Source organism: Vibrio pomeroyi, from assembly GCF_024347595.1.
Lineage (GTDB): Bacteria > Pseudomonadota > Gammaproteobacteria > Enterobacterales > Vibrionaceae > Vibrio > Vibrio pomeroyi.
Genome location: NZ_AP025506.1, coordinates 905,008 through 925,420, shown reverse-complemented (window position 1 = coordinate 925,420; position 20,413 = coordinate 905,008). Strand labels below are relative to the sequence as shown.

General features: G+C 46.2%; 21 protein-coding genes. All 21 read right to left on the bottom strand.

Annotation, left to right across the window (positions count from 1 at the left end; all coding sequences use genetic code 11):
- Nucleotides 1–26: 26 nt before the first annotated feature.
- The 21 genes from ccmI to flhA all read right to left on the bottom strand — a co-directional run bounded on the left by ccmI (nt 27) and on the right by flhA (nt 20,269).
- A complete protein-coding gene (gene ccmI / locus OCV12_RS04190) occupies nt 27–1,247 on the bottom strand; it encodes a c-type cytochrome biogenesis protein CcmI (RefSeq protein WP_261885412.1) in 1,221 nt (406 codons plus the stop codon).
- Entirely contained in the window at nt 1,247–1,738 is a 492-nt protein-coding gene (locus tag OCV12_RS04185) for a cytochrome c-type biogenesis protein (protein ID WP_132762565.1), read from the bottom strand. The genes ccmI and OCV12_RS04185 overlap by 1 nt, the downstream gene beginning before the upstream one ends.
- Nucleotides 1,735–2,286, bottom strand: coding sequence for a DsbE family thiol:disulfide interchange protein (locus tag OCV12_RS04180; protein WP_017631754.1), 552 nt, complete (start codon nt 2,284–2,286; stop codon nt 1,735–1,737). Before OCV12_RS04180 ends, OCV12_RS04185 begins: the two co-directional genes overlap by 4 nt.
- A 5-nt stretch (nt 2,287–2,291) precedes the next feature.
- Nucleotides 2,292–4,262 carry a heme lyase CcmF/NrfE family subunit gene (locus OCV12_RS04175; protein ID WP_261885411.1) on the bottom strand — a complete coding sequence of 657 codons (1,971 nt, stop codon included), beginning with the start codon at nt 4,260–4,262 and terminating at the stop codon, nt 2,292–2,294.
- Nucleotides 4,259–4,741 carry a cytochrome c maturation protein CcmE gene (ccmE, locus tag OCV12_RS04170; RefSeq protein WP_261885410.1) on the bottom strand — a complete coding sequence of 161 codons (483 nt, stop codon included), beginning with the start codon at nt 4,739–4,741 and terminating at the stop codon, nt 4,259–4,261. The genes OCV12_RS04175 and ccmE overlap by 4 nt, the downstream gene beginning before the upstream one ends.
- Nucleotides 4,738–4,944: a heme exporter protein CcmD gene (gene ccmD, locus OCV12_RS04165; protein ID WP_009848525.1), complete on the bottom strand. Its 207-nt coding sequence runs from the start codon at nt 4,942–4,944 to the stop codon at nt 4,738–4,740. The genes ccmE and ccmD overlap by 4 nt, the downstream gene beginning before the upstream one ends.
- 14 nt (nt 4,945–4,958) lie before the next feature.
- On the bottom strand, nt 4,959–5,699 hold the full coding sequence (locus OCV12_RS04160) for a heme ABC transporter permease (RefSeq protein ID WP_017064107.1): 741 nt from the start codon (nt 5,697–5,699) through the stop codon (nt 4,959–4,961).
- A gap of 148 nt (nt 5,700–5,847) precedes the next feature.
- Nucleotides 5,848–6,516 (bottom strand): heme exporter protein CcmB, encoded by a 669-nt coding sequence (ccmB, locus tag OCV12_RS04155; RefSeq protein ID WP_004736228.1) that lies wholly within the window; start codon nt 6,514–6,516, stop codon nt 5,848–5,850.
- Between the two features lies 1 nt (nt 6,517).
- On the bottom strand, nt 6,518–7,135 hold the full coding sequence (ccmA, locus tag OCV12_RS04150) for a cytochrome c biogenesis heme-transporting ATPase CcmA (RefSeq protein ID WP_171349718.1): 618 nt from the start codon (nt 7,133–7,135) through the stop codon (nt 6,518–6,520).
- 278 nt (nt 7,136–7,413) lie between these two features.
- Nucleotides 7,414–7,926 carry a DUF2802 domain-containing protein gene (locus OCV12_RS04145; protein ID WP_261885409.1) on the bottom strand — a complete coding sequence of 171 codons (513 nt, stop codon included), beginning with the start codon at nt 7,924–7,926 and terminating at the stop codon, nt 7,414–7,416.
- The gene (locus OCV12_RS04140) at nt 7,926–8,420 is read right to left on the bottom strand and encodes a chemotaxis protein CheW (protein ID WP_004739873.1); all 495 of its coding nucleotides are present in this window, start codon (nt 8,418–8,420) and stop codon (nt 7,926–7,928) included. The genes OCV12_RS04145 and OCV12_RS04140 overlap by 1 nt, the downstream gene beginning before the upstream one ends.
- 70 nt (nt 8,421–8,490) lie before the next feature.
- Nucleotides 8,491–9,633, bottom strand: coding sequence for a chemotaxis protein CheW (locus OCV12_RS04135; RefSeq protein ID WP_261885408.1), 1,143 nt, complete (start codon nt 9,631–9,633; stop codon nt 8,491–8,493).
- Nucleotides 9,620–10,402: a ParA family protein gene (locus OCV12_RS04130; RefSeq protein WP_239847198.1), complete on the bottom strand. Its 783-nt coding sequence runs from the start codon at nt 10,400–10,402 to the stop codon at nt 9,620–9,622. Before OCV12_RS04130 ends, OCV12_RS04135 begins: the two co-directional genes overlap by 14 nt.
- Nucleotides 10,403–10,412: 10 nt before the next feature.
- The gene (locus tag OCV12_RS04125) at nt 10,413–11,543 is read right to left on the bottom strand and encodes a protein-glutamate methylesterase/protein-glutamine glutaminase (protein WP_261885407.1); all 1,131 of its coding nucleotides are present in this window, start codon (nt 11,541–11,543) and stop codon (nt 10,413–10,415) included.
- Nucleotides 11,544–11,556: 13 nt separating this feature from the next.
- On the bottom strand, nt 11,557–13,737 hold the full coding sequence (locus OCV12_RS04120) for a chemotaxis protein CheA (protein ID WP_261885406.1): 2,181 nt from the start codon (nt 13,735–13,737) through the stop codon (nt 11,557–11,559).
- Between the two features lie 9 nt (nt 13,738–13,746).
- Nucleotides 13,747–14,478, bottom strand: a complete 732-nt coding sequence (locus tag OCV12_RS04115) for a protein phosphatase CheZ (protein ID WP_261885405.1) — start codon at nt 14,476–14,478, stop codon at nt 13,747–13,749.
- 112 nt (nt 14,479–14,590) lie between these two features.
- A complete protein-coding gene (cheY, locus tag OCV12_RS04110) occupies nt 14,591–14,959 on the bottom strand; it encodes a chemotaxis response regulator CheY (RefSeq protein ID WP_008218307.1) in 369 nt (122 codons plus the stop codon).
- Between the two features lie 43 nt (nt 14,960–15,002).
- Nucleotides 15,003–15,737: an RNA polymerase sigma factor FliA gene (locus tag OCV12_RS04105; RefSeq protein WP_004739861.1), complete on the bottom strand. Its 735-nt coding sequence runs from the start codon at nt 15,735–15,737 to the stop codon at nt 15,003–15,005.
- Complete coding sequence (locus OCV12_RS04100) at nt 15,730–16,617, bottom strand: MinD/ParA family protein (RefSeq protein ID WP_017631764.1); 888 nt, start codon at nt 16,615–16,617, stop codon at nt 15,730–15,732. Before OCV12_RS04100 ends, OCV12_RS04105 begins: the two co-directional genes overlap by 8 nt.
- A gap of 13 nt (nt 16,618–16,630) precedes the next feature.
- Complete coding sequence (gene flhF / locus OCV12_RS04095) at nt 16,631–18,142, bottom strand: flagellar biosynthesis protein FlhF (RefSeq protein ID WP_215403494.1); 1,512 nt, start codon at nt 18,140–18,142, stop codon at nt 16,631–16,633.
- A gap of 27 nt (nt 18,143–18,169) precedes the next feature.
- Entirely contained in the window at nt 18,170–20,269 is a 2,100-nt protein-coding gene (flhA, locus tag OCV12_RS04090) for a flagellar biosynthesis protein FlhA (protein WP_261885404.1), read from the bottom strand.
- Between the last annotated feature and the right edge of the window lie 144 nt (nt 20,270–20,413).

Below are 20,413 nucleotides of genomic sequence, written 5' to 3'. Positions count from 1 at the left end.
TAGCTAACACCTATGCAAAGTGATGATTAATATTGCTTATTGATTTCCATAGTCACTGGGGCACCCAATTCAACCACTTCACTTTCACCGTACCAATCACCGTCGCGAGTTGATACGTTACCATCTGTATCAAGCCTAGCTCTAACCATCAGAGTTTCAAGGCTAGACAGCTTCTGGCCTTCCATCATGCTGTTGCCATCATCAAGCACAACAGTGCGAGGGAAAGTACCTAATGGGTAACGAGCAGCAGCAACAGGCATTGGAGAGCCATCAGCTCGATGCACTGAAACAACCAACACTGAGTTTGGATCCGCGTTCACATCACCAGATAACTCTAGTGTTACAGCAACAGTCTTGCCTTGGTCAACGCCCATGGCGTTGCCCATTTTTTGCTGAGCACTTTCGATACTGCGTGAAAGCATTTCGTAACGACTGTCTTGTGGACCAATCATCTGTTGCATGATGCTCCAGTACTTCACAGCACCTGGGTAATCTTGACGCTCAAATGCATCGAACGCTAGCAATGAGAACACACGAAGGTCAACGTAATCGTTTTGAATCAAACGGCTCAGAAGCAGACGAGCTTGGTTTTGGTCTGCTTCATCAGGAGAAAGCATCAGTGCCTGTGCGAAACCTAACTGAACATCTTCATTCTTAGGCTCAAGCTTGTACGCTCGTTCCATAGAATCTTTTGCTGTTTCAGCGTCGCGGTTAGCCAAAGCAATACGACCAAGCAGCAACCAACCCGTCGAATCTTCAGGTTGGTAGTGCAAACGAGTACGCAGCGCTAGCGTCAAATCTTCCAGTTCATCATCCGTTAACGCGCCACCTTCTGATGACATTAGCTTTTTAGACAATTCCGGAAGGTTCGAGCTCACTTCTTGCCAGTGTTGAACTTTGTCTAATGCACCAAATTTAAAGTACATACCATAAGTCACAACAACGACAAGAATGATCGACGGTACAACCACACCAACCGTTGAAATGTGAGTCTTCTTCATCTCTTCTTGCGCAGGAACATCATCAAGCAGAGATTGTTTCAAATCAGCGATCAGCTCCTGCTGGTTATCAACAAGGCCTTCCTCTGCTTCTACTTCTAGCTCAACTAGACGATCTTTATAGAATGCTTTGTTCAACTCGTCGCGAAGCATTTCATCGTTGTTCGCCTTCTTATTAATGAAGGGCAGAACAATTAAGAAAATTGCCGCTAGCGAAAGGATAATGGTAGAAATCCAAAATAGAGTCATTACTGTTTGTCTCCGTCGTTCTCTTCATCGAGTAACGCTTTTAAACGTGCTTCTTTGTCTGCATCCCAGTCTTTATCTGACTCTACTGCCGCTTTCGATTTTGACTTTCTGCTGCGTAAGATGATTAAACCAAATCCAAACACAACCACAGCAAATGGTCCAACCCAAAGGATTGAAGTTGCTAGTGTCAGCGGTGGATTGTAAGTAACGAAGTTACCGTAGCGAGCAATCATGTAATCAATGATGTCTTGCTTCGACTTACCGTCCTTTGTCATCTCGTACACTTTTTGGCGTAGATCGACCGCCAGTTCAGCGTTCGAATCACCAATGGTGTTGTTCTGACACTTAGGACAACGAAGCGTGTTGCTCAACTCTTTGAACTGCTGCTCTTGGTCGACGTTATCAAATTCATGGAACTCGATAGGTGCAGCAGAAACTGTCGCTGAAATCGCAAACGTTGCAAATAGAGTAATCAGTGCCTTCTTAATCATTTCGCTTCCTCCAACAAGTCTTGATACATCGGCTCAAGCGTCGATGCCCAGTTGGTTGGATTCACGTCGCCCACATGACGGTAACGAACGACGCCGTTAGCATCAATTAGGAAAGTCTCAGGAGCGCCGTACACACCAAGGTCTAGACCTAACATACCGTTACCATCAAAAAGACTGATTAGATACGGGTTGCCTAGCTCATTTAACCAACCAACCGCTTTGTTGCGATCATCTTTGTAGTTAAGACCAATAATCTTAACGCCTTGATCAGCGAGCTTGTTCAGGTAAGAGTGCTCTGCATAACAAGTAGGACACCAAGTCGCCCACACATTAAGAAGCAGCGGCTCACCTTTAAAGATTGCTTGGTCATGTAGCTTACCTGGTTGCTCTAGATCTTCTAGGTCAAACTCAGGAACAGGCTTACCAATCAATACGGATTCAAGCTTAGTCGGGTCATCGCCCGACTGGTTGCGCATCAATTGCGTTGCAAAGATTCCAGCTAGAACCATGAACGCAATCAAAGGAATGAATAAAATCTTCTTGTTCATTCTAATTAAGCCTCCTGCTCTTGAGCCGACTTTTTGGTTGGCTTACGGAAACGGTAACGGCGGTCACTGATAGCAATAGCACCACCAATCGACATAATCAAAGAACCAGCCCAGATCCAACGTACAAACGGTTTGTAGTAGATACGAACAGCCCAAGACTTGTTGTCGTCCAAACGTTCACCCATTGCGATGTATAGGTCACGAGTTACGCCACGGTCAATCGCCGCTTCTGTCATCATAGACTTAGCAGTAGTGTAGAAACGTTTTTCCGCGTGAAGCGTGTTGATGTACTTACCTTCTTTAGTTATTTCAAAGTCAGCAATGTAACCATCGTAGTTTGGACCGTCTTTGTCACGAACGCCTGTGAACAGGAAGCTGTACTCTTCAAGCTGGTAGCTTTCGCCAGGTGCCAGACGAACATCACGTTCGATGCTGTAGTTTTGCACCATTGCGATACCAATCACGGTTACCGCTAAACCGATGTGACCACACACCATCGCCCAGTGGCTACGAGGCAACTTAGTTAGACCTTTCATAAACGTATGACGGTGAGTCGCACGCTCATGCAGTTCAAAACCGTGCATGAAGATGATCCAGAATGCCATTACCCAACCAGCAAATGCAGTACCACTGAAGCGGTCAGCCAATAGAGCAACCATTAGCGCACTCAAGCCAAGTGAGAATGCACCAGAAATCAGCATTGGTTTAATAAGCTTAGACAGGTTGTCACGCTTCCAGCGGATCAGAGGACCGATACCAAGCAGGAACGAGAACGGAATCATTAACCAGAAGAACAGCATGTCAAAGAATGGAGCACCGATAGATACCGAGCCCAAGCCTAACTGTTTGTGAACTAGAGGTAACAGCGTGCCTACTAACACAACCACTAGGGCAGCGATCAATAGGATGTTGTTACCAAGCAGCGCGTTTTCACGAGAAACCAGATCGAAGTTACCACGAACACGAACCGATGCGCCTTTCACAGCAAACAACAGCAGTGAGCCACCGATAACGAAGACTAGGAAGCCAAGGATAAACATACCGCGAGCAGGATCCGACGCAAACGCGTGAACCGATACCAAGATGCCCGAACGAACTAAGAATGTACCTAGTAAGCTTAGCGAGAATGCAGAGATAGCCAGCAATACTGTCCAAGCTTTAAATGTGCCACGCTTTTCGGTTACCGCAAGTGAGTGCATTAATGCAGTACCTGCCAACCAAGGCATGAATGAAGCGTTTTCTACTGGATCCCAGAACCACCAGCCACCCCAGCCAAGTTCGTAGTAAGCCCACCAAGAACCTAGTGCGATACCTACAGTTAGGAATAACCAAGCAGCGATTGTCCAAGGACGAGACCAACGAGCCCATGCCGTATCTAAACGACCGCTCATTAGAGAAGCGATCGCAAAAGAGAACGCTACCGAGAAACCTACATAACCCATGTAAAGCATTGGTGGGTGAATGATCAAGCCCGGGTCTTGCAATAGAGGGTTCAAGTCACGGCCATCAACAGGGAAGAAAGGCAGCGTACGTAGGAACGGGTTAGACGTTACGATAATGAACAGCAAGAAGCCGACAGTAATCAAACCCATGATAGCTAATACGCGAGCCACAGACTCTTGAGGCATACCGCGGCTAAACGTCGCAACAGCAACTGTCCAACCCGCTTGGATTAGAACCCAAAGCAGCAATGAACCTTCGTGAGCGCCCCAAACTGCAGTAATTCGGTAGTACCAAGGCAGTTGGCTATTCGAGTTACTTGCTACGTATTGAATCGTAAAATCATTTGTGTAAAACGCGTAACACAAGATAAAGAACGAAATCGCTAAGAATCCGAACATACCCCACGACAATGGTCGTGCGCTGTTCATCAATAATGTGTTATTTCGAGCGGCTCCATACAGTGGGAGCACGCTGAGCAGCAATGCTAATCCCAAGGATAGGATCATCGCAAAATGGCCGATCTCGGCTATCATTGAGCATTTCCTTCTTTTTGTTCAGTCGTGTATTGCAAAGGCTCATGGGTTTTCTTCATTGCTTCCGCAACTTCAGAAGGCATGTACTCTTCATCGTGCTTTGCCAACACCTCAAACGCTTCGATTGTCGTTGCATTTTTAAGGATACCCTGAGCAACAATACCTTGGCCTTCACGGAAAAGATCAGGAAGGATACCATCGTATAGAATTGTTACTTTAGGGCCTACATCCGCCAAATCGAAGCTTACACGTAGTGATTCATTGTCACGGCTTACAGAGCCGACTACGACCATGCCACCAATACGTAGGCGTTGACCAACTTCAGGTTTTTTACCGTCTTTGCCGTTAACCAGCTCAGTTGGCGTGTAGAACAGATCCATGTTCTGGTTAAGTGCGTAAACCATCAATCCAACAGTCGCACTGATACCAAAAAAGATCGCTAAGACAATGCCCAGCCTCTTTTTGCGTCTTGGGTTCATAGAGTGTTCTCCATATTTTTTGCTGCATCGATACGAGCTTGACGATCAATCTTAGCTTGTACTTCATTTAGTAATTGCTTACCACGACGAACGCTTACTACCAGTAAGATGATCATCGCGAGGAATGTGATTCCAAATGCACTCCATACATATGAGGCGTAGCCCCCCATTGCAAAGAAATCACTCAAAGATTCAAAATACATAATTACCTACCCTACTACGCTTTTTCAGCCGCAAGCTTGCGGACCCATGGACGGTGACTCTCTTTACTGATGATCTCGTTACGGAAACGAACCATAGTCACAGCACCAAAGAAAAAGGCGAAGCCGAAGATGTTAAGAAGAAGCGGCCATAACATGTCACTTGAAATAGAAGGCTTGTCGAATTTAGTGATCGTCGCGCCTTGGTGAAGTGTGTTCCACCACTCTACTGAAAAGTGAATGATAGGTAGGTTGATAACACCAACAATTGCCAAAATGCCTGCTGCTTTAGCGGCTGTTTTTTGGTCGTCAAACGCGTGGTGAAGTGCAATCACACCCAAGTATAAGAATAGAAGAATCAGCTCTGAGGTTAAACGTGCATCCCAAACCCACCAAGCACCCCACATTGGTTTACCCCAAACCGCACCCGTTAATAGTGCAATGAAGGTAAATACAGCACCAATCGGCGCCATAGCCAATGCGGCCATGTCTGATAGTCTTACCTGCCATACCAAACCGATAAATGCAGCAATCGCCATCGACATGTACACGCCCATAGACCAAATTGCAGACGGAACATGGATGTAGATGATTCGGAAACTATCACCTTGTTGGTAATCTGAAGGCGCAAATGCAAGCCCCCACACGGTACCGACGGATAGACACAATAGCGCTAGGATCGAAAACCATGGCAGAAGTTTACCAGCAAGCTGATATGACGTTTCTGCTTTGGCATAGGGATGGAGCCATTTCCACATGTTGTAATCTCACTCTTACTTCATATTGCTTACAGCTATTAAAGCTATAATTATAATAATTTATTTTGTCTTGCTTTCAGTTTTGCTGACTCTATGAGTCCGACCGACACATTTGCTTCACATTAGCTATACGATAACGGAACCCTTATCAGTTCACACTCACTCTAAGTGCGGCACTGATCGCAAAAGGTGTCAGAGTCATCGCACCCATTAACATCGCCCCAAGTACCGCCAACTGGCCGTTGTACGCAACGCCCAATGCCGCAGCGTCAATCGCTGACGTCGCGAAAATCAAAATGGGGATGTAAAGCGGCAGAATTAACAGGCTTAACAGGACTCCGCCCTTCTGTAACCCAACGGTCAACGCAACACCAATCGCACCAATAAAGCTCAATGCGGGTGTACCTACCAACAAGGTCAACACAACTGAGAGCCATGTATCAAAATCTAAAGACAGCAAAACCGCCAACAATGGGCTGATTAGAATCAATGGTAACCCGGTCAACAACCAGTGTGCTATGACCTTGGACAATACTACCAACTGCAACGGGATGGGCATCAGCATCATCTGTTCGAGGGCACCATCTTGAAAATCATCACGGAAAAGGCGCTCTAAAGAGAGCAATGCAGAGAGTAAAGCGGCTACCCAAACAATGCCCGCTGCAATGCGTGCAAGTAGGTTTGGCTCAGGGCCGATACTTAAAGGGAAAAGCGTGATAACAATGATGAAGAACCACAGAGGGTTAAAGATATCCGCTTGACGTCGGAATGCGATAAGCAGCTCACGTCGGATAATCGTGGTCATAGAAGAGATCATATTACTCACCCAACTTTATTTTTCTTAGTTTCGGGCTATCAGCAAACATATCTTGGTGCGTGGTTAATAGCACGATGCCACCGTTGTCTGCATGCTGAGAAAAAAGAGATTCGAGAACTTTCACGCCCTGCTTATCAATCGCAGTCAGCGGCTCATCGAGAATCCACAACATTTGTTTGCTCAACCAAAGACGAGCCAACGCCACTCGGCGCTGTTGACCTGCAGAAAGCTGCCCAGCAGGGACATCTTCTCTACCTGCAAGACCTACTTGAGCCAGAGCATGGTAAAGATCTTCTTTGCTCGAACCACCACTGTGAATCGATTGATAGAAACTTAGGTTCTCATAGGCACTAAGCTCACGCTTTACGCCCGTTTGGTGACCAAGAAAAAGCAAATTTTGATGATAAACATCTCGACTCGATTCGATGGACTCACCATCCCAAGAGATAGTGCCATCATCACGATCACCTAGACCAGTAATAATCCTAAGGAGTGTCGTTTTCCCAGTACCGTTACGACCTTCAACCTGAACCAGTTCACCTGGTTTTAATTGAAAAGACAACGATTCAAACAGAACCCTGTCGTCACGAATAGCAGTTAAATTTGAGACTTCTAGCATAGGAAAATTTAGTCGAGTAATGAGAGGGCTATAGTAGCACACCAACATGGTGACAAAACAGGACTAGGCGTTTTCGATAGAACAAACTCCGTAAGAAACTGTTACCACCGCATCACAATTTACACATTTTAATCAACAAACAAGATATTGTCGTAGATACAAGCACTTATAAACATCGTTCTATATACAACAGACAGGCATAAAAAAAGAAGCCGAAGCTTCTTTTAAGAGGAATGCGTGATAAACATCAAGTGCTCGATACGCAACAAGCGCTCAATTTATCGGCGTCGAGGTGGGTCTCTACGATCACGAGAAGACGCAGGTTGTTCATCAAATGATGAAGGATTACTTCTTAGCGAAGGAATTTTCTCTTTGCCAGTAAGCTTATTTTGCAGAGACATCATTAGCTCAGCTTCCGCTTTTGGCAATTCGCATTCTTCGATCAGTTCGTTAATCCCAGCACCAAGCTGAACCATTTTCGTTGCACGCGTGTACAAACGTCCATCGGTGTCCGCATGTTCCAACTCAACAATACGTTCATTCAAGTGCTTGATCAGATCTTGCTGCTCAGTCACTTTCTGGCCAAGACCAACCACAACAGAGCGAACCTCAAGTAATTGTTTACTCGATTTTTGTAGCTCTTTGTCCAAGTTACGAACTTGAAGGCGTGACTGATCAAGCTGCTTTTGAATCGCACGTTTTACTTTGCTAATCAAAATCAGGATGAATAACGTAAAAACCCCGACTCCTGCAATCAGAGCAACAGGGGTTAAAGGAAGCGCTTCAAACATTACAGGTGAGCCATCTCATCCCATTCGTCTTCGCTTAGTAGTTTGTTCAAATCTACTAAGATAAGCAGCTTGCCATCGCGGTTGCTTACGCCCTGGATGAACTTCGCGCTTTCATCAGTACCAACACTTGGTGTTGTATCGATTTCAGAAGAACGTAGGTAAACCACTTCAGCAACGCTATCTACTAGAATACCAATCACTTGACGCTCAGATTCAATAACGATGATACGAGTATTGTCTGTAATTTCACCTTGCATCAAGCCAAAGCGAGAACGAGTGTCGATAACAGTAACAACATTGCCACGCAGGTTAATAATACCTAGCACGTAGTCTGGAGCACCCGGTACCGGAGCAATTTCGCTGTAACGTAGTACTTCACGTACTTGCATTACATTGATGCCGTAAGTTTCTTCTTCTAGCTGGAATGTTACCCATTGAAGTACTTCGTCATTAGTTTGATCTTTTCTTACTTCAACTTCACTCATTTGAGACATAGATAATCCTCTTGCCGTCGTTACCGACCACTATTATTAACTTGATGCTTTTGTTGTACCAATCGTAGTACTAGCTCAATGCTTTTACATCTAGCCCTGCGTTTAGCATGGCGATTAATGCTTCGACATGGATCAAAGCACACATTTTTTCTTTTACCATACCAGCGAGCCAAGGGCGCTTTCCCGCCGTTTCTCGCCAGCGTACTTTATCTGTATTCAGCAACTCGGTGCCTTTGAGCTCAGTGCCCGCAAGGCCCCACAAGCTTTCTCCAAGCATCACTATATATTGATAGTTTTCTTTGTATTCGTCACCTGATAGTTTCTCAGACATCACCCATTTTGCGGTATCGACCACATCTAGCTGACTATCACGATTGGTTTGCAACCCCAAATACCAAGTCGGTTTACCAATAATGTGATTGACCTCTTCTAGGCGATGGATACCACCGAGTTCATCAAGCGGCACCGCAAAGGTCACACCATTCACATCAAAATACAGTACTTGAAAATCTTCTGTTCGAGTTTGGCTTTCCCAAGAAGTAAATTGGTCAGCACCTCCAGCTTGAGTTTCAAGCTCAACAACTGGCTCGATGGAAGGAGCTTCAAGCTCAGGTTCTATCACTTCAGCTTGTTCAGTTTTTACTAACTCAGATTGAGCGGCGAACTCAACTTCAATTTGTTGCTCTTCAATTGACGGTGATTCAGCCAAAGGCTCCACAGCAATTGATAAATCGGTTTCTGGAAGATTCCAATCTTGAATTTCTGGTTCTTCAAACACTTGAACAGATTCGACCGCAGCATCAAACATTTGCATGTCTGTTTGCTGAGCGATTTTCTGAGTGTTCTGATCCATCAACTCATCAAGATTCAGTTCATCAACCACATTGGTTGCTTCTAAGCGACTGAGTAGCTTTTGAACATCCTCAAGATTAGGCACTTCAAACTCAGCTGCGCGAATTTCCGCGTAGCTTGAATGATGACTCGCCAATTGTCGCTCTGGCTCTGGCTCTGGCTCTGGCTCTGGCTCTGGCTCTGGCTCTGGCTCTGGCTCTGGCTCTGGCTCTTCAGATTGTGATTCGTCGTTAGACTCGTCAACAAAAAAATCGTCAGAATCGAAGCTTTCATCGCCTAACAGCGCGGTAAAATAGTCATCCAGTGCTTGTTCACTCGATAGACTTGGTCGCGCCATTGTTGATTCTTTATTCGCGCTCATTTATCGCCAACCTTTCGAGATAAATAAGCAGTTGTTTGTAAGCAAATACACCACGACTACCCGATGCAAAATGAGATGCTGGCAAGCGCTTTAGGCTTGCGTCTCTAAACTTGGTATCAATCGGCACAGCAGACGTCCAAACTTGGTTCGGATAATCCTCTTTAAGCTGCGTTAATGTTTGCAGTGAAGCCTTGGTTCGCTTGTCGTACATGGTCGGGACAATCGTCACCTTAAACGGTGTTTTCCGAGACTTCTGCATGATGGTTAGAGTGCGAATCATGCGCTCCAAGCCTTTCATTGCCAGAAACTCAGTCTGTACCGGAATCAAAATACGATCACTCGCCGCCAATGCGTTCACCATCATCACACCAAGAATTGGCGGACAGTCGATCAGCACGTAGTCGTAATCATCTTTCAACGCCGCTAAAGCACGCTTCAAGATTAATCCCATGCCGCTTCGATTTCCCATCACACGATCAAGTGTTGCCAATGACATGTGTGCAGGAATGATATCGATGCCTTCAACGTCGGTTTGCAACGTCAGTGGTCTTACTGTCTGCGCAGAAAACTCACGCAACTGGAACAGATCAAACAGGCTCGACTCCACCGTATCTGAGTCGTAACCCAGATAGGTGGTCAGTGATGCATGTGGGTCAGTATCAACCAACAGAACACGATGCCCTTTTAAGGCAAGCAAGCCTGCCAAGGTCACTGTCGTGGTTGTTTTACCAACACCACCTTTTTGGTTTGCAACACTCCAAACAATCATCTCGATTTACCTAAGCTAACCCAACTTCAACCAAGATCCTTTCCGCAATGCGGTCTAGAGGTAGGTCTTCAGTAGAAATGCCAGCTTTTGCTACAGCTTGAGGCATACCATATACAACACAGCTATCTTCGTCTTGTGCCCAAATTGTCGAGCCCGCAGTCTTCAACATACGCGAACCTTCTCGACCATCTGCGCCCATACCAGTCAGGATCATAGACAAGACTTTGTCGCCGTAGATCTTCGCAGCAGAGCCGAAAGTCACATCCACGCATGGTTTGTAATTCATGCGATCGCCGCCATCGATAATTCTTAAGCGAGCAGAGCCAGGGCGGCCATCAACCATCATCTGTTTGCCACCCGGCGCAAGATAAGCCACACCAGGTTTCAACACGTCACCATCTTGAGCTTCACGCACTTCAATCTTACACAAGGTATTCAATCGGCTCGCAAAAGCAGCAGTGAAGGTTGCAGGCATATGCTGAACTAACACAATCGGATGTGGATAGTTGGCAGGGATGCGGGTCAAAATCTTCTGTAGTGCAACCGGACCGCCAGTCGACGTGCCAATCGCGGTTAACTGATACTTTTTACCCGAAGCTCTAAACTTGGCTGCTGATGCAACTGCAGGCTTCGCAGATGAAGCAGCAGCCGAAGTCGCTGCTGACATCGGTTGGCGTAATGGCGCTGATGTTGAAGTCGTTGCAGTAGCTCGCGGTGCAACAGGTGTACGACGCATGAATGCACGCTTAGCGGCAATCTGAATTACACGCTGTTGAAGCAATGCGACTGCGTCATCACGGTTACGAGCGATGTCTTCAAACTTCTTAGGTAAGAAATCTAGAGCACCGGCATCTAACGCATCTAACGTTGCTTTCGCACCGTCATGCGTTAACGATGAAAACATCAAAATAGGCGTTGGAGACGCAGCCATAATTTCACGAACGGCTGTGATGCCGTCCATGACAGGCATTTCGATGTCCATCGTAATCACGTCAGGTCTTAGCTTCTTTGCTTTCTCGACCGCTTCTTTGCCGTTTACTGCTACATCGATGACTTCTAGGCGAGCCTCTGAGTTGATTATCTCGCTAACGCGACGACGAAAAAAGCTCGAATCATCAACGACTAATACTTTAATCGCCATATTTATCCTTAAATTAAATTCTTGACGCAGCTGCGTACTGCTTCAACAAGTCCGGCACATCTAGAATCAATGCAATGTGTCCGTCACTTGTGATTGTCGCGCCTGCCATTCCTGGCGTGCCTTGCAGTAGTTTATCAAGTGGCTTGATGACTACTTCTTCTTGACCGATAAGTGTATCGACAACAAAACCAACACGTTGACTGCCCAGTTGTACGATAACAACATGGCCGTGTCCTTTGCGCAGTTCAACGATACCCGCTTTAGGCGCAAGCCAGTTTTGCAAGTAGAACAACGGAATAGACTTGTCACGAACGATGATGGTCAGTTGACCATCAACCACGTTAGTGCGGCTTAAATCTAGGTGGAAGATCTCATTTACAGATGCCAATGGCAATGCGAATGGGTGGCCTGCCACACCGACCATCAAGGTAGGTAGAATCGCCAGTGTCAGTGGCACCTTGATCGTGATCTTGGTGCCCTGTCCCATCTCTGAATCGATATCAATTGAGCCATTCAGTGTGTTGATCGCTGTTTTCACAACGTCCATACCTACACCACGACCAGAGATATCAGAGATCTGCTCTTTACTTGAGAAGCCAGGAGCAAAGATTAGGTTGAAACATTCTTTGTTTGATAAGCGAGACGCAGCGTCTTCGTCCATCAGACCACGTTTAACTGCGATAGCGCGAAGCTTATCAGGGTCCATACCACCACCGTCATCAACGATAGCCAGCTCAATGTGATCACCCTCTTGAGAGGCAGACAGAATCACTTTACCGGTTCTTGATTTACCCGCCATCACTCGGTCTTCCGGCATTTCAATACCGTGGTCAACTGAGTTTCTCACCAAGTGAATCAGTGGATCAGCAAGTGCTTCTACTAAGTTTTTGTCTAGATCCGTTTCTTCACCACGCATCTCAAGAACGATGTCTTTTTTCAGGCTACGTGCAAGGTCGCGGACAACTCGAGGGAAACGACCAAATACTTTCTTGATCGGTTGCATACGAGTCTTCATTACCGCACCTTGTAGGTCTGCAGTAACAACATCTAAGTTAGAGACAGCTTTCGACATTTCTTCGTCGTTACTGTTTAAGCCAAGGCTAACGAGTCGGTTACGAACCAATACCAATTCGCCAACCATGTTCATAATGGTATCGAGTGTTGATGTATCGACACGAACAGTTGCTTCAGCTTGTTGCTTCTTCGCTGGCGCTTTCACTTCAGCTTTTGCTGGAGCGCTAGGCTTCGGTTCTGCTTTAACCGCAACCGGGGCAGCAGGCTTAGGCGCAGCTTGTGGTGCAACTGGCGTAGGTTTAACTTCTGCAGGCTTAGTCGCTGCATCAAGCTCTTCAATCGAAGGCCCGTTACCTGAACCATGCAGTTGGTCTAGTAACTTCTCGAACTCTTCGTCCGTCATCAGATCATCGCCTTCAGACATCGCCGAAACAGGTGCTGCAGGAGGTGCTGGCGGTGGTGGAGGCGTTGAACTTGCCGCTGTCGGGCTCTTACCCGCACCGTGCAATTCATCTAATAACTTTTCAAATTCGTCGTCAGTAATATCACCGCTGTCTGCGACAGGCTGAGGTGCAGCTGGAGCCGGCGGCGGTGTTGGTGCAGAAGCCGATGTTGGTGAACCACCTTTACCATGAAGTTCATCAAGTAGGCGTTCAAACTCATCTTCAGAGATATCATCAACAGAAGATGCGCTGATGCTTGCGCTTTCAACAACAGGCTCAGGCGCTGCAACAATAGGTTCAGGGATAATAGGTGCTGGTGCTTCTACTGGTGCAACTTCATCAGCAGACTCTGGTTTGCAGAGACGATGAAGCTCATCCAATAGAGATTGGTCTGCTGGCACTAAAGGTTCCTGATCTTGCACGGCTTGGAACTGTGTATTAACAGTGTCTAGAGCCTGCAGCATGGTATCCATCAAGCCTGATGTTACGCTGCGTTGGCCGTTGCGTAGAATGTCGAACACATTCTCGGCACCATGACAAGTATCCACCAGCTCAGTTAATGCTAGGAAACCAGCACCACCTTTTACTGTATGGAAACCACGGAAAATAGCATTTAATAGGTCTTTGTCGTCAGGGTTATTCTCAAGTTCTACCAGCTGCTCTGATAGAAGCTCAAGGATCTCTCCTGCTTCGACTAAAAAGTCCTGAAGAATATCTTCGTCTAAATCGTAGCTCATACGTTACCTTTAAAATCCAAGACTGGATAACAAATCGTCGACTTCATCCTGAGAAGCAACAGCGTCTTCGCGCTCTTCTGGATTCATGATTGGCCCTTCTGGAGCAATCGATGCTTTCTTCTCTGATTTTGGAGTTGGCTCAACCTGATTCGCACCAAATACGGTGAGAATCTCGACTAAGCGCCCTTCAACCTCATTCACCAAGGTAATAACTTTGCTAATAATCTGCCCAGTTAAATCTTGGAAATCCTGAGCCATCAAGATTTCAGTCAGTTGTCCACGTAGTTCGGTACTATCGCCCTCTACTTGGACAAGCAATCCATCAATGCGGTGACATAAAGCTTTAAATTGTGCCAGCTCAATGCGGCCATGCATCAGTTCATTCCATTGAGGCCTTACTTGAAGTAAACACTCGTGTAGGTTGTCTGCGATTGGCATACAGCGATCGACAGCGTCCATCGTTTTATTTGCCGCCACTTCCGTTTTATCAATGACATACTGAAGGCGATCCCTTGCATCAGGGATTTCATCATTTGCGATAACGCTAATGCGCTCGTCAAAGTTGAATTGTGTCAAAGAGTCATGGAGGTCGCGAGTCAGACTACCTATTTCTTGAAGCATTGGATTGTCTTGAAGACTAAAGTTGTCTTCATAAATGCTTCTAACAAGAGAATCAGCATCTTGCTGCTCATCGTTTTCAAGCAGCTCTACTAATTTTTTTGCTTGTTCTAATGAAATCATCCTGAGTTCGGCCTTACTCCGCATATTTGTGACGCTTCAACGTTTGAGAGAAACGGGAAACTAAAAAGTTAATGTCTCTCTAGAAGCGCCTAAAACAGGTTATTTTTAATGCTTATAAGCGCTCAAAAATCTTATCTAGTTTCTCTTTAAGAGTTGCGGCAGTGAAAGGCTTCACAATGTAACCATTAACACCCGCTTGCGCAGCTTCGATGATCTGCTCACGCTTCGCTTCTGCTGTGATCATTAGCACTGGAAGGTGCTTCAGTTCAGCGTCTGCACGAATGTGTTTTAGCAGGTCGATACCTTGCATGCCCGGCATGTTCCAGTCAGTTACCACGAAATCAAATTCGCCTTTTTTCAGCATAGGTAACGCGGTCAAGCCATCGTCTGCTTCTTGTGTGTTGTTGAAACCTAGGTCGCGAAGTAGGTTTTTAACAATTCGGCGCATCGTTGAAAAATCATCAACAATGAGAATTTTCATGTTTTTGTTCAAATTAGCCTCCACTGAATAAAAATCAGTGTTGTTAGTCGTTCTGTGTCCAAGCACTTAACTTAGTGCGTAAACGCTGCATAGATTGGCTCAATATTTGGCTGACACGAGATTCGCTGACACCTAATACTTCCCCAATCTCTTTTAAATTGAGTTCTTCGTCGTAATAAAGAGAAAGCACTAAGCCTTCCCTTTCCGGAAGCTGTTTTATCGAATCGATCAGAGCTTGACGGAATGACTCATCAGCAACCCCTTGAAAAGGCGCGTTATCTTGAGAGTCTTCATTCGGAGATATTACATCATCTGAGACGCCTAAATCTTCGATCCCGACCAGTCTTGAGCAATTAATATCAGTTAAAGCACTATGATACTGCTCTAAACTAAGTCCCATGTGCTTTGCCACTTCGGCATCGCTTGGGTCGCGGTTGAGAGTGCTCTCTAATTCCGCAATTGCACTGCTGATTTCTCGATTGTTTTTATGAACCGATCTCGGCACCCAATCCCCACGGCGAATGTCATCCAACATTGCACCACGGATTCGAATACCGGCATACGTCTCAAAGCTTGCGCCTTTGGTACCATCATAGTTTTGTTGCGCTTCAATCAAGCCGATCATGCCAGCTTGAATCAAGTCATCAACCAATACATTAGGCGGTAATCGCCCCAACAAGTGATGAGCGATACGTTTAACCAACACAGAGTACTTCTCAAAAAAAGCCTGTTGGCTATTGTGATTAGCGTGTTGGTCGTAGGTAAGCGCTTTATTCACCAAATGGTTCCTCTACAAATTCAGTACGGTTCAGCAGCCTTTCAACAAAGAACTCCAAGTGTCCACTTGGTGTTTTTGGTATTGGCCAGGTCAATGCTTTATTAGCCAGTGAGCTGATTGCCAACGCAGCTGGAGAGCGAGGAAACGCGTCGACTACGATTTTCTGTCTCTTGACTGATTGACGTACTTTATCATCTAAAGGAATACATGCTACGAGTTCGAGGCTCACATTCAAGAAGCGCTCTGTGACCAAAGTCAATTTTGCAAATAATTCTCGGCCTTCGCGGTAGCTTCTGACCATATTTGCAACAACTTTAAATCGCTGAACCTGATGTTCTCTGCTCAAAAGCTTAATCAGCGCATATGCATCAGTGATTGAAGTAGGTTCATCACAAACCACAACCACGACATCTTGCGCTGCTCTTGAGAAGCTAATCACCATGTCCGAGATACCCGCAGCGGTATCAACTAACAAGATGTCCATCTCGTCTTCAAGCGAACCAAACGCTCGAATCAAACCCGCATGCTGTGCATGTGAAAGCTCAGTCATGCTCTGTGTACCCGATGTCGCTGGAATAATTTTAATTCCGTGCGGACCTTCGACAATCGCATCCTTAAGTTCACATTCACCTGCCAACACATGTCCAAGGTTTCGTTTAGAACGAATTCCCAGCATGATGTCGACGTTCGCAAGGCCTAAATCAGCATCCAGTACCATGACTTTTTTACCTTGGCGCGCCATACAAATAGCCATGCCTAAGGTCACGTTAGATTTACCAACGCCGCCTTTACCACCCGTTACAGCAATAACTTTTGTGAGTGAAGGCTTGGTTAAGCGACGGAGGCCGCTAGCTTGATCATGTATCATATTTTCGTTCATATTTATCCGCCGCCTAGAGCCCTTCAGAATCGCTGTTCCAGTAATGAGGTTCATTCTCTGTAGATTTTTCTAATAACTCATTGGCCTTAGCAATCATGTACTTTGGCTGAGCTATAACGATATCTTCAGGAACTCGTTGACCATTTGCTATGTAAGCAACTGGTAATGCATTTTGTATTACGACACTGATGAATTCACCTAGACTTAGGGATTCATCCAGCTTAGTCATGATGCACCCCGACAACGGGATTCTTCTAAAGTGTTCAATTGTTTCTTGTAGCACTTTGCGCTGCGCGGTTGCTGGCAACACAAGGTAACTATTAATAACGGAACCACTCTCTTGCATCAGTGTGTCTAACTGCTCAGATAGGCGAACATCTCGTTGTCCCATGCCTGCAGTATCGACCAGAATTAGGCGACGATTACGTAACTGGTATATTACATCGGCCAATTCACTAGAATCTTTAGCAACTCTTACAGGACAACCCATAATTCGACCATAAATCGATAACTGCTCATGTGCACCTATGCGATATGTGTCCGTTGTCACTAGTGCCACATTGTCGGCGCCATATTCCATGGCAGCACGTGCAGCGAGCTTTGCAACCGTCGTTGTTTTACCTACGCCGGTTGGACCAAGCAGAGCCACAATACCGCCGCGTTTTAAAATATCTTTTTGTGTCACAGAGATTTGGTCAGCAACAAGCGCTAACAACGCCTTCCAAGCTCGAGCTGGTTTGGTATCTTCCGGGATGTAGCAAGCCATTTGATCCGCAAGCTCAGCCGAAACGCCCATACGTTCAAGGCGTTTGATAAGCATGGCTCTGAGGGGTTCACGACGCTCAACTTCTTGCCACATTAATCCAGACACTTGATGTTCCAAAAGACGGCGAATCGAGGTCATCTCTTCGCGCATCGTTTCCATTTCAGTATCTGAACCTTTGGACTGAGTATTCTCACGACCACGATCATAGCGAGTAGGATCCAGACGAGGAGCAGGGCGCTCAACTCGACGGTCTTCTGCAATCAGTTTGGATAAACCTGTTTCACGCGCAAATGCAGAATCGAGGTTACCGCTCGATTGCTGATTATTCTGCGACAAGTGACTGTTGCCTGATTGGCGATTCAGTAGGGCTGACAACGAATCTTCGTTTTCAGCACGATGTTGTGGCTCGTCGTCTGCACCATGACTGTACTGCTTAAGCATGTTGGCAAAGCGTTTAGTCATTGAGCGACCACCTTCAGCATTCGACTGAAGGCTAACCTTGTCATCGTCTAGCTGACGACGCCCTGATGGTGCTGCAGGAGCGGCCATCTGCGTATATTGGCTTGGTGCAGGCTGCTGAGGTTTATTGAGTCTCTGAGGCGCTGTCGATGGGCTGGATTCGCCATCAATAGCGGCAACAATTTCCACGCCACCTGCGACCTTTTTGTTAGACATGATCACCGCTTCCGAACCAAGTTCTTCTTTAACTTGGAGCAGCGCAGTTCGCATATCTTTTGCAAAAAATCGTTTAATTTTCAATTCGATCGTCCGTTCTAATTAGGCGGCTTAATTACCAACAGCTTGTACTATGCGTATCTGCTTTTCGTCCGGTATCTCTTGGTAAGATAATACTCTCAAGCTTGGGATCGTGTTCTTCACGAACTTAGCCAGAGTAGAACGCAACACACCAGAGGTCAGTAACACCGCTGGCTCACCTTTCAGCTCTTGCTCTTGTGTGGCATGGCTGAGGGAGGTCTGTAAACGTTCGGCTAAACCAGGTTCAATACCAGCAGATTCTCCGCCGGATGCCTGCATGGTTTGATGCAAGATTTGTTCCAGCTTAGGAATCAAGGTTATAACCGGCAATTCTGGTTCTATACCATTGATTTCCTGAACAATTAGTCGTTTCAATGATATACGAACAGCCGCGGTTAGTATGTCAGGTTCTTGACTCTTACCTGAGTACTCCGACAAAGTTTGGACTATTGTTCGAATATCACGAATTGGAATGGCTTCATTGAGCAGGTTTTGTAGAACTTTCACAACCACACCCAGTGGTAACTGATCCGGTACAAAGCCTTCCACCAGTTTAGGTGTTGAACGGCTAAGCATCTCAAGCAGGTTCTGTACTTCTTCGTGACCAATCAACTGCGATGCGTTGTTGGTGAGCAATTGGCTGAGGTGTGTTGCCAGTACGGTCGATGAATCCACAACCGTGTAGCCAAGAGCTTGTGCGTGTTCACGCTGCTCTTCACGAATCCATACCGCTTCTAACCCAAATGCTGGGTCAATCGTCGGCTCACCATCGATCATTCCATATACTTGGCCCGGGTTAATCGCGAGCTCCATGTCAGGCTTAATCTCAGCCTCACCGACCGCAACCCCCATCAAGGTGATTCGATAGCTGTTTGGTGTCAACTCTAGGTTATCGCGAATATGTACGGCAGGAATCAAGAAACCAAAATCTTGAGACAACTTCTTACGCACACCTTTAACGCGCTCTAGCAATTCACCACCTTGGTCCCTGTCTACCAGTGGAATCAAGCGGTAACCTACTTCTAGGCCAATGATATCAACGGGCTGAACATCATCCCAAGAAAGCTCTTTCTGCGAACCTGTTTCTCCGCTGGCTTCAACTGCCGCCGGAAGGCTTGGCTCCAAAGCCTTCTTCTTCTGTTTCTTATCGATGTAATACGCACCCGCGCCCGCGACTATAGCTAAGCTCAAGAATGAGAAGTGCGGCATGCCCGGAACAATACCCATGATGCCAAGGATAGCGGCAGTGATCATCAGAGCTTTTGGATTATCGAACATTTGGAAGACAAGCTGCTGCCCCATGTCTTCATCGGTGTTTTGACGCGTTACCATCATCGCGGCAGCGATAGAAAGTAATAGCGATGGAATTTGTGCAACCAGACCATCACCGATAGTCAGTAGCGTATAGATTTCGATTGCTTCACCAAAGCCAAGGTCAAACTGAGCCATACCAATGCTCAAGCCACCAATGATATTGATGAAGAGGATAAGGATACCGGCGATCGCATCGCCTTTTACAAACTTAGAAGCACCGTCCATCGAACCGTAGAAGTCAGCTTCTTTGGTTACTTCAAAACGTCGTAGACGCGCCTGATCTTGGTCGATCAAACCCGCGTTCAAATCGGCATCGATTGCCATTTGCTTACCCGGTAAGGCATCCAAGGTGAAACGTGCACTTACTTCCGAAATACGGCCTGCACCTTTGGTAACAACCATGAAGTTAATGATCATCAAGATCAAGAACACCACTAAACCAACCGCGTAGTTACCACCGATAACCACGTTACCGAAGGCTTCAATCACGTTACCAGCCGCGTCGCCACCTTCGTGACCATGCAGTAAAACCACACGCGTAGAAGCAACGTTCAAGGCTAATCGAAGTAGTGTCGCAATCAGAAGGACTGTAGGGAAAGCGGCGAAATCCAAAGGTCTGCGGGTATATACCGAGACCAGTAGCACAACCATAGACAGTGCAATGTTGAAGGTGAAGAACATATCCAACAAGAACGCAGGAATGGGCAACACCACCATAGCAAGCGTTGCAAGTACCATAACAGGCGCACCAATCGCAGGCATGGCACGGTTAGGGATTTTCGGTAGCTTGTCCGCAAAAGGCAGGGTGAATTTCATAAATCTAGACAGGTTCGCTATGTTGTAGCTATCTCACCAAGCGTATTGACGCTCAGATCTAAGCTATGTTGCTATGTTTAATAAAAAACAGGTTTATAATGCACAGGTTGATAATACACAGGAGTAATAATGAACCAGTTATTA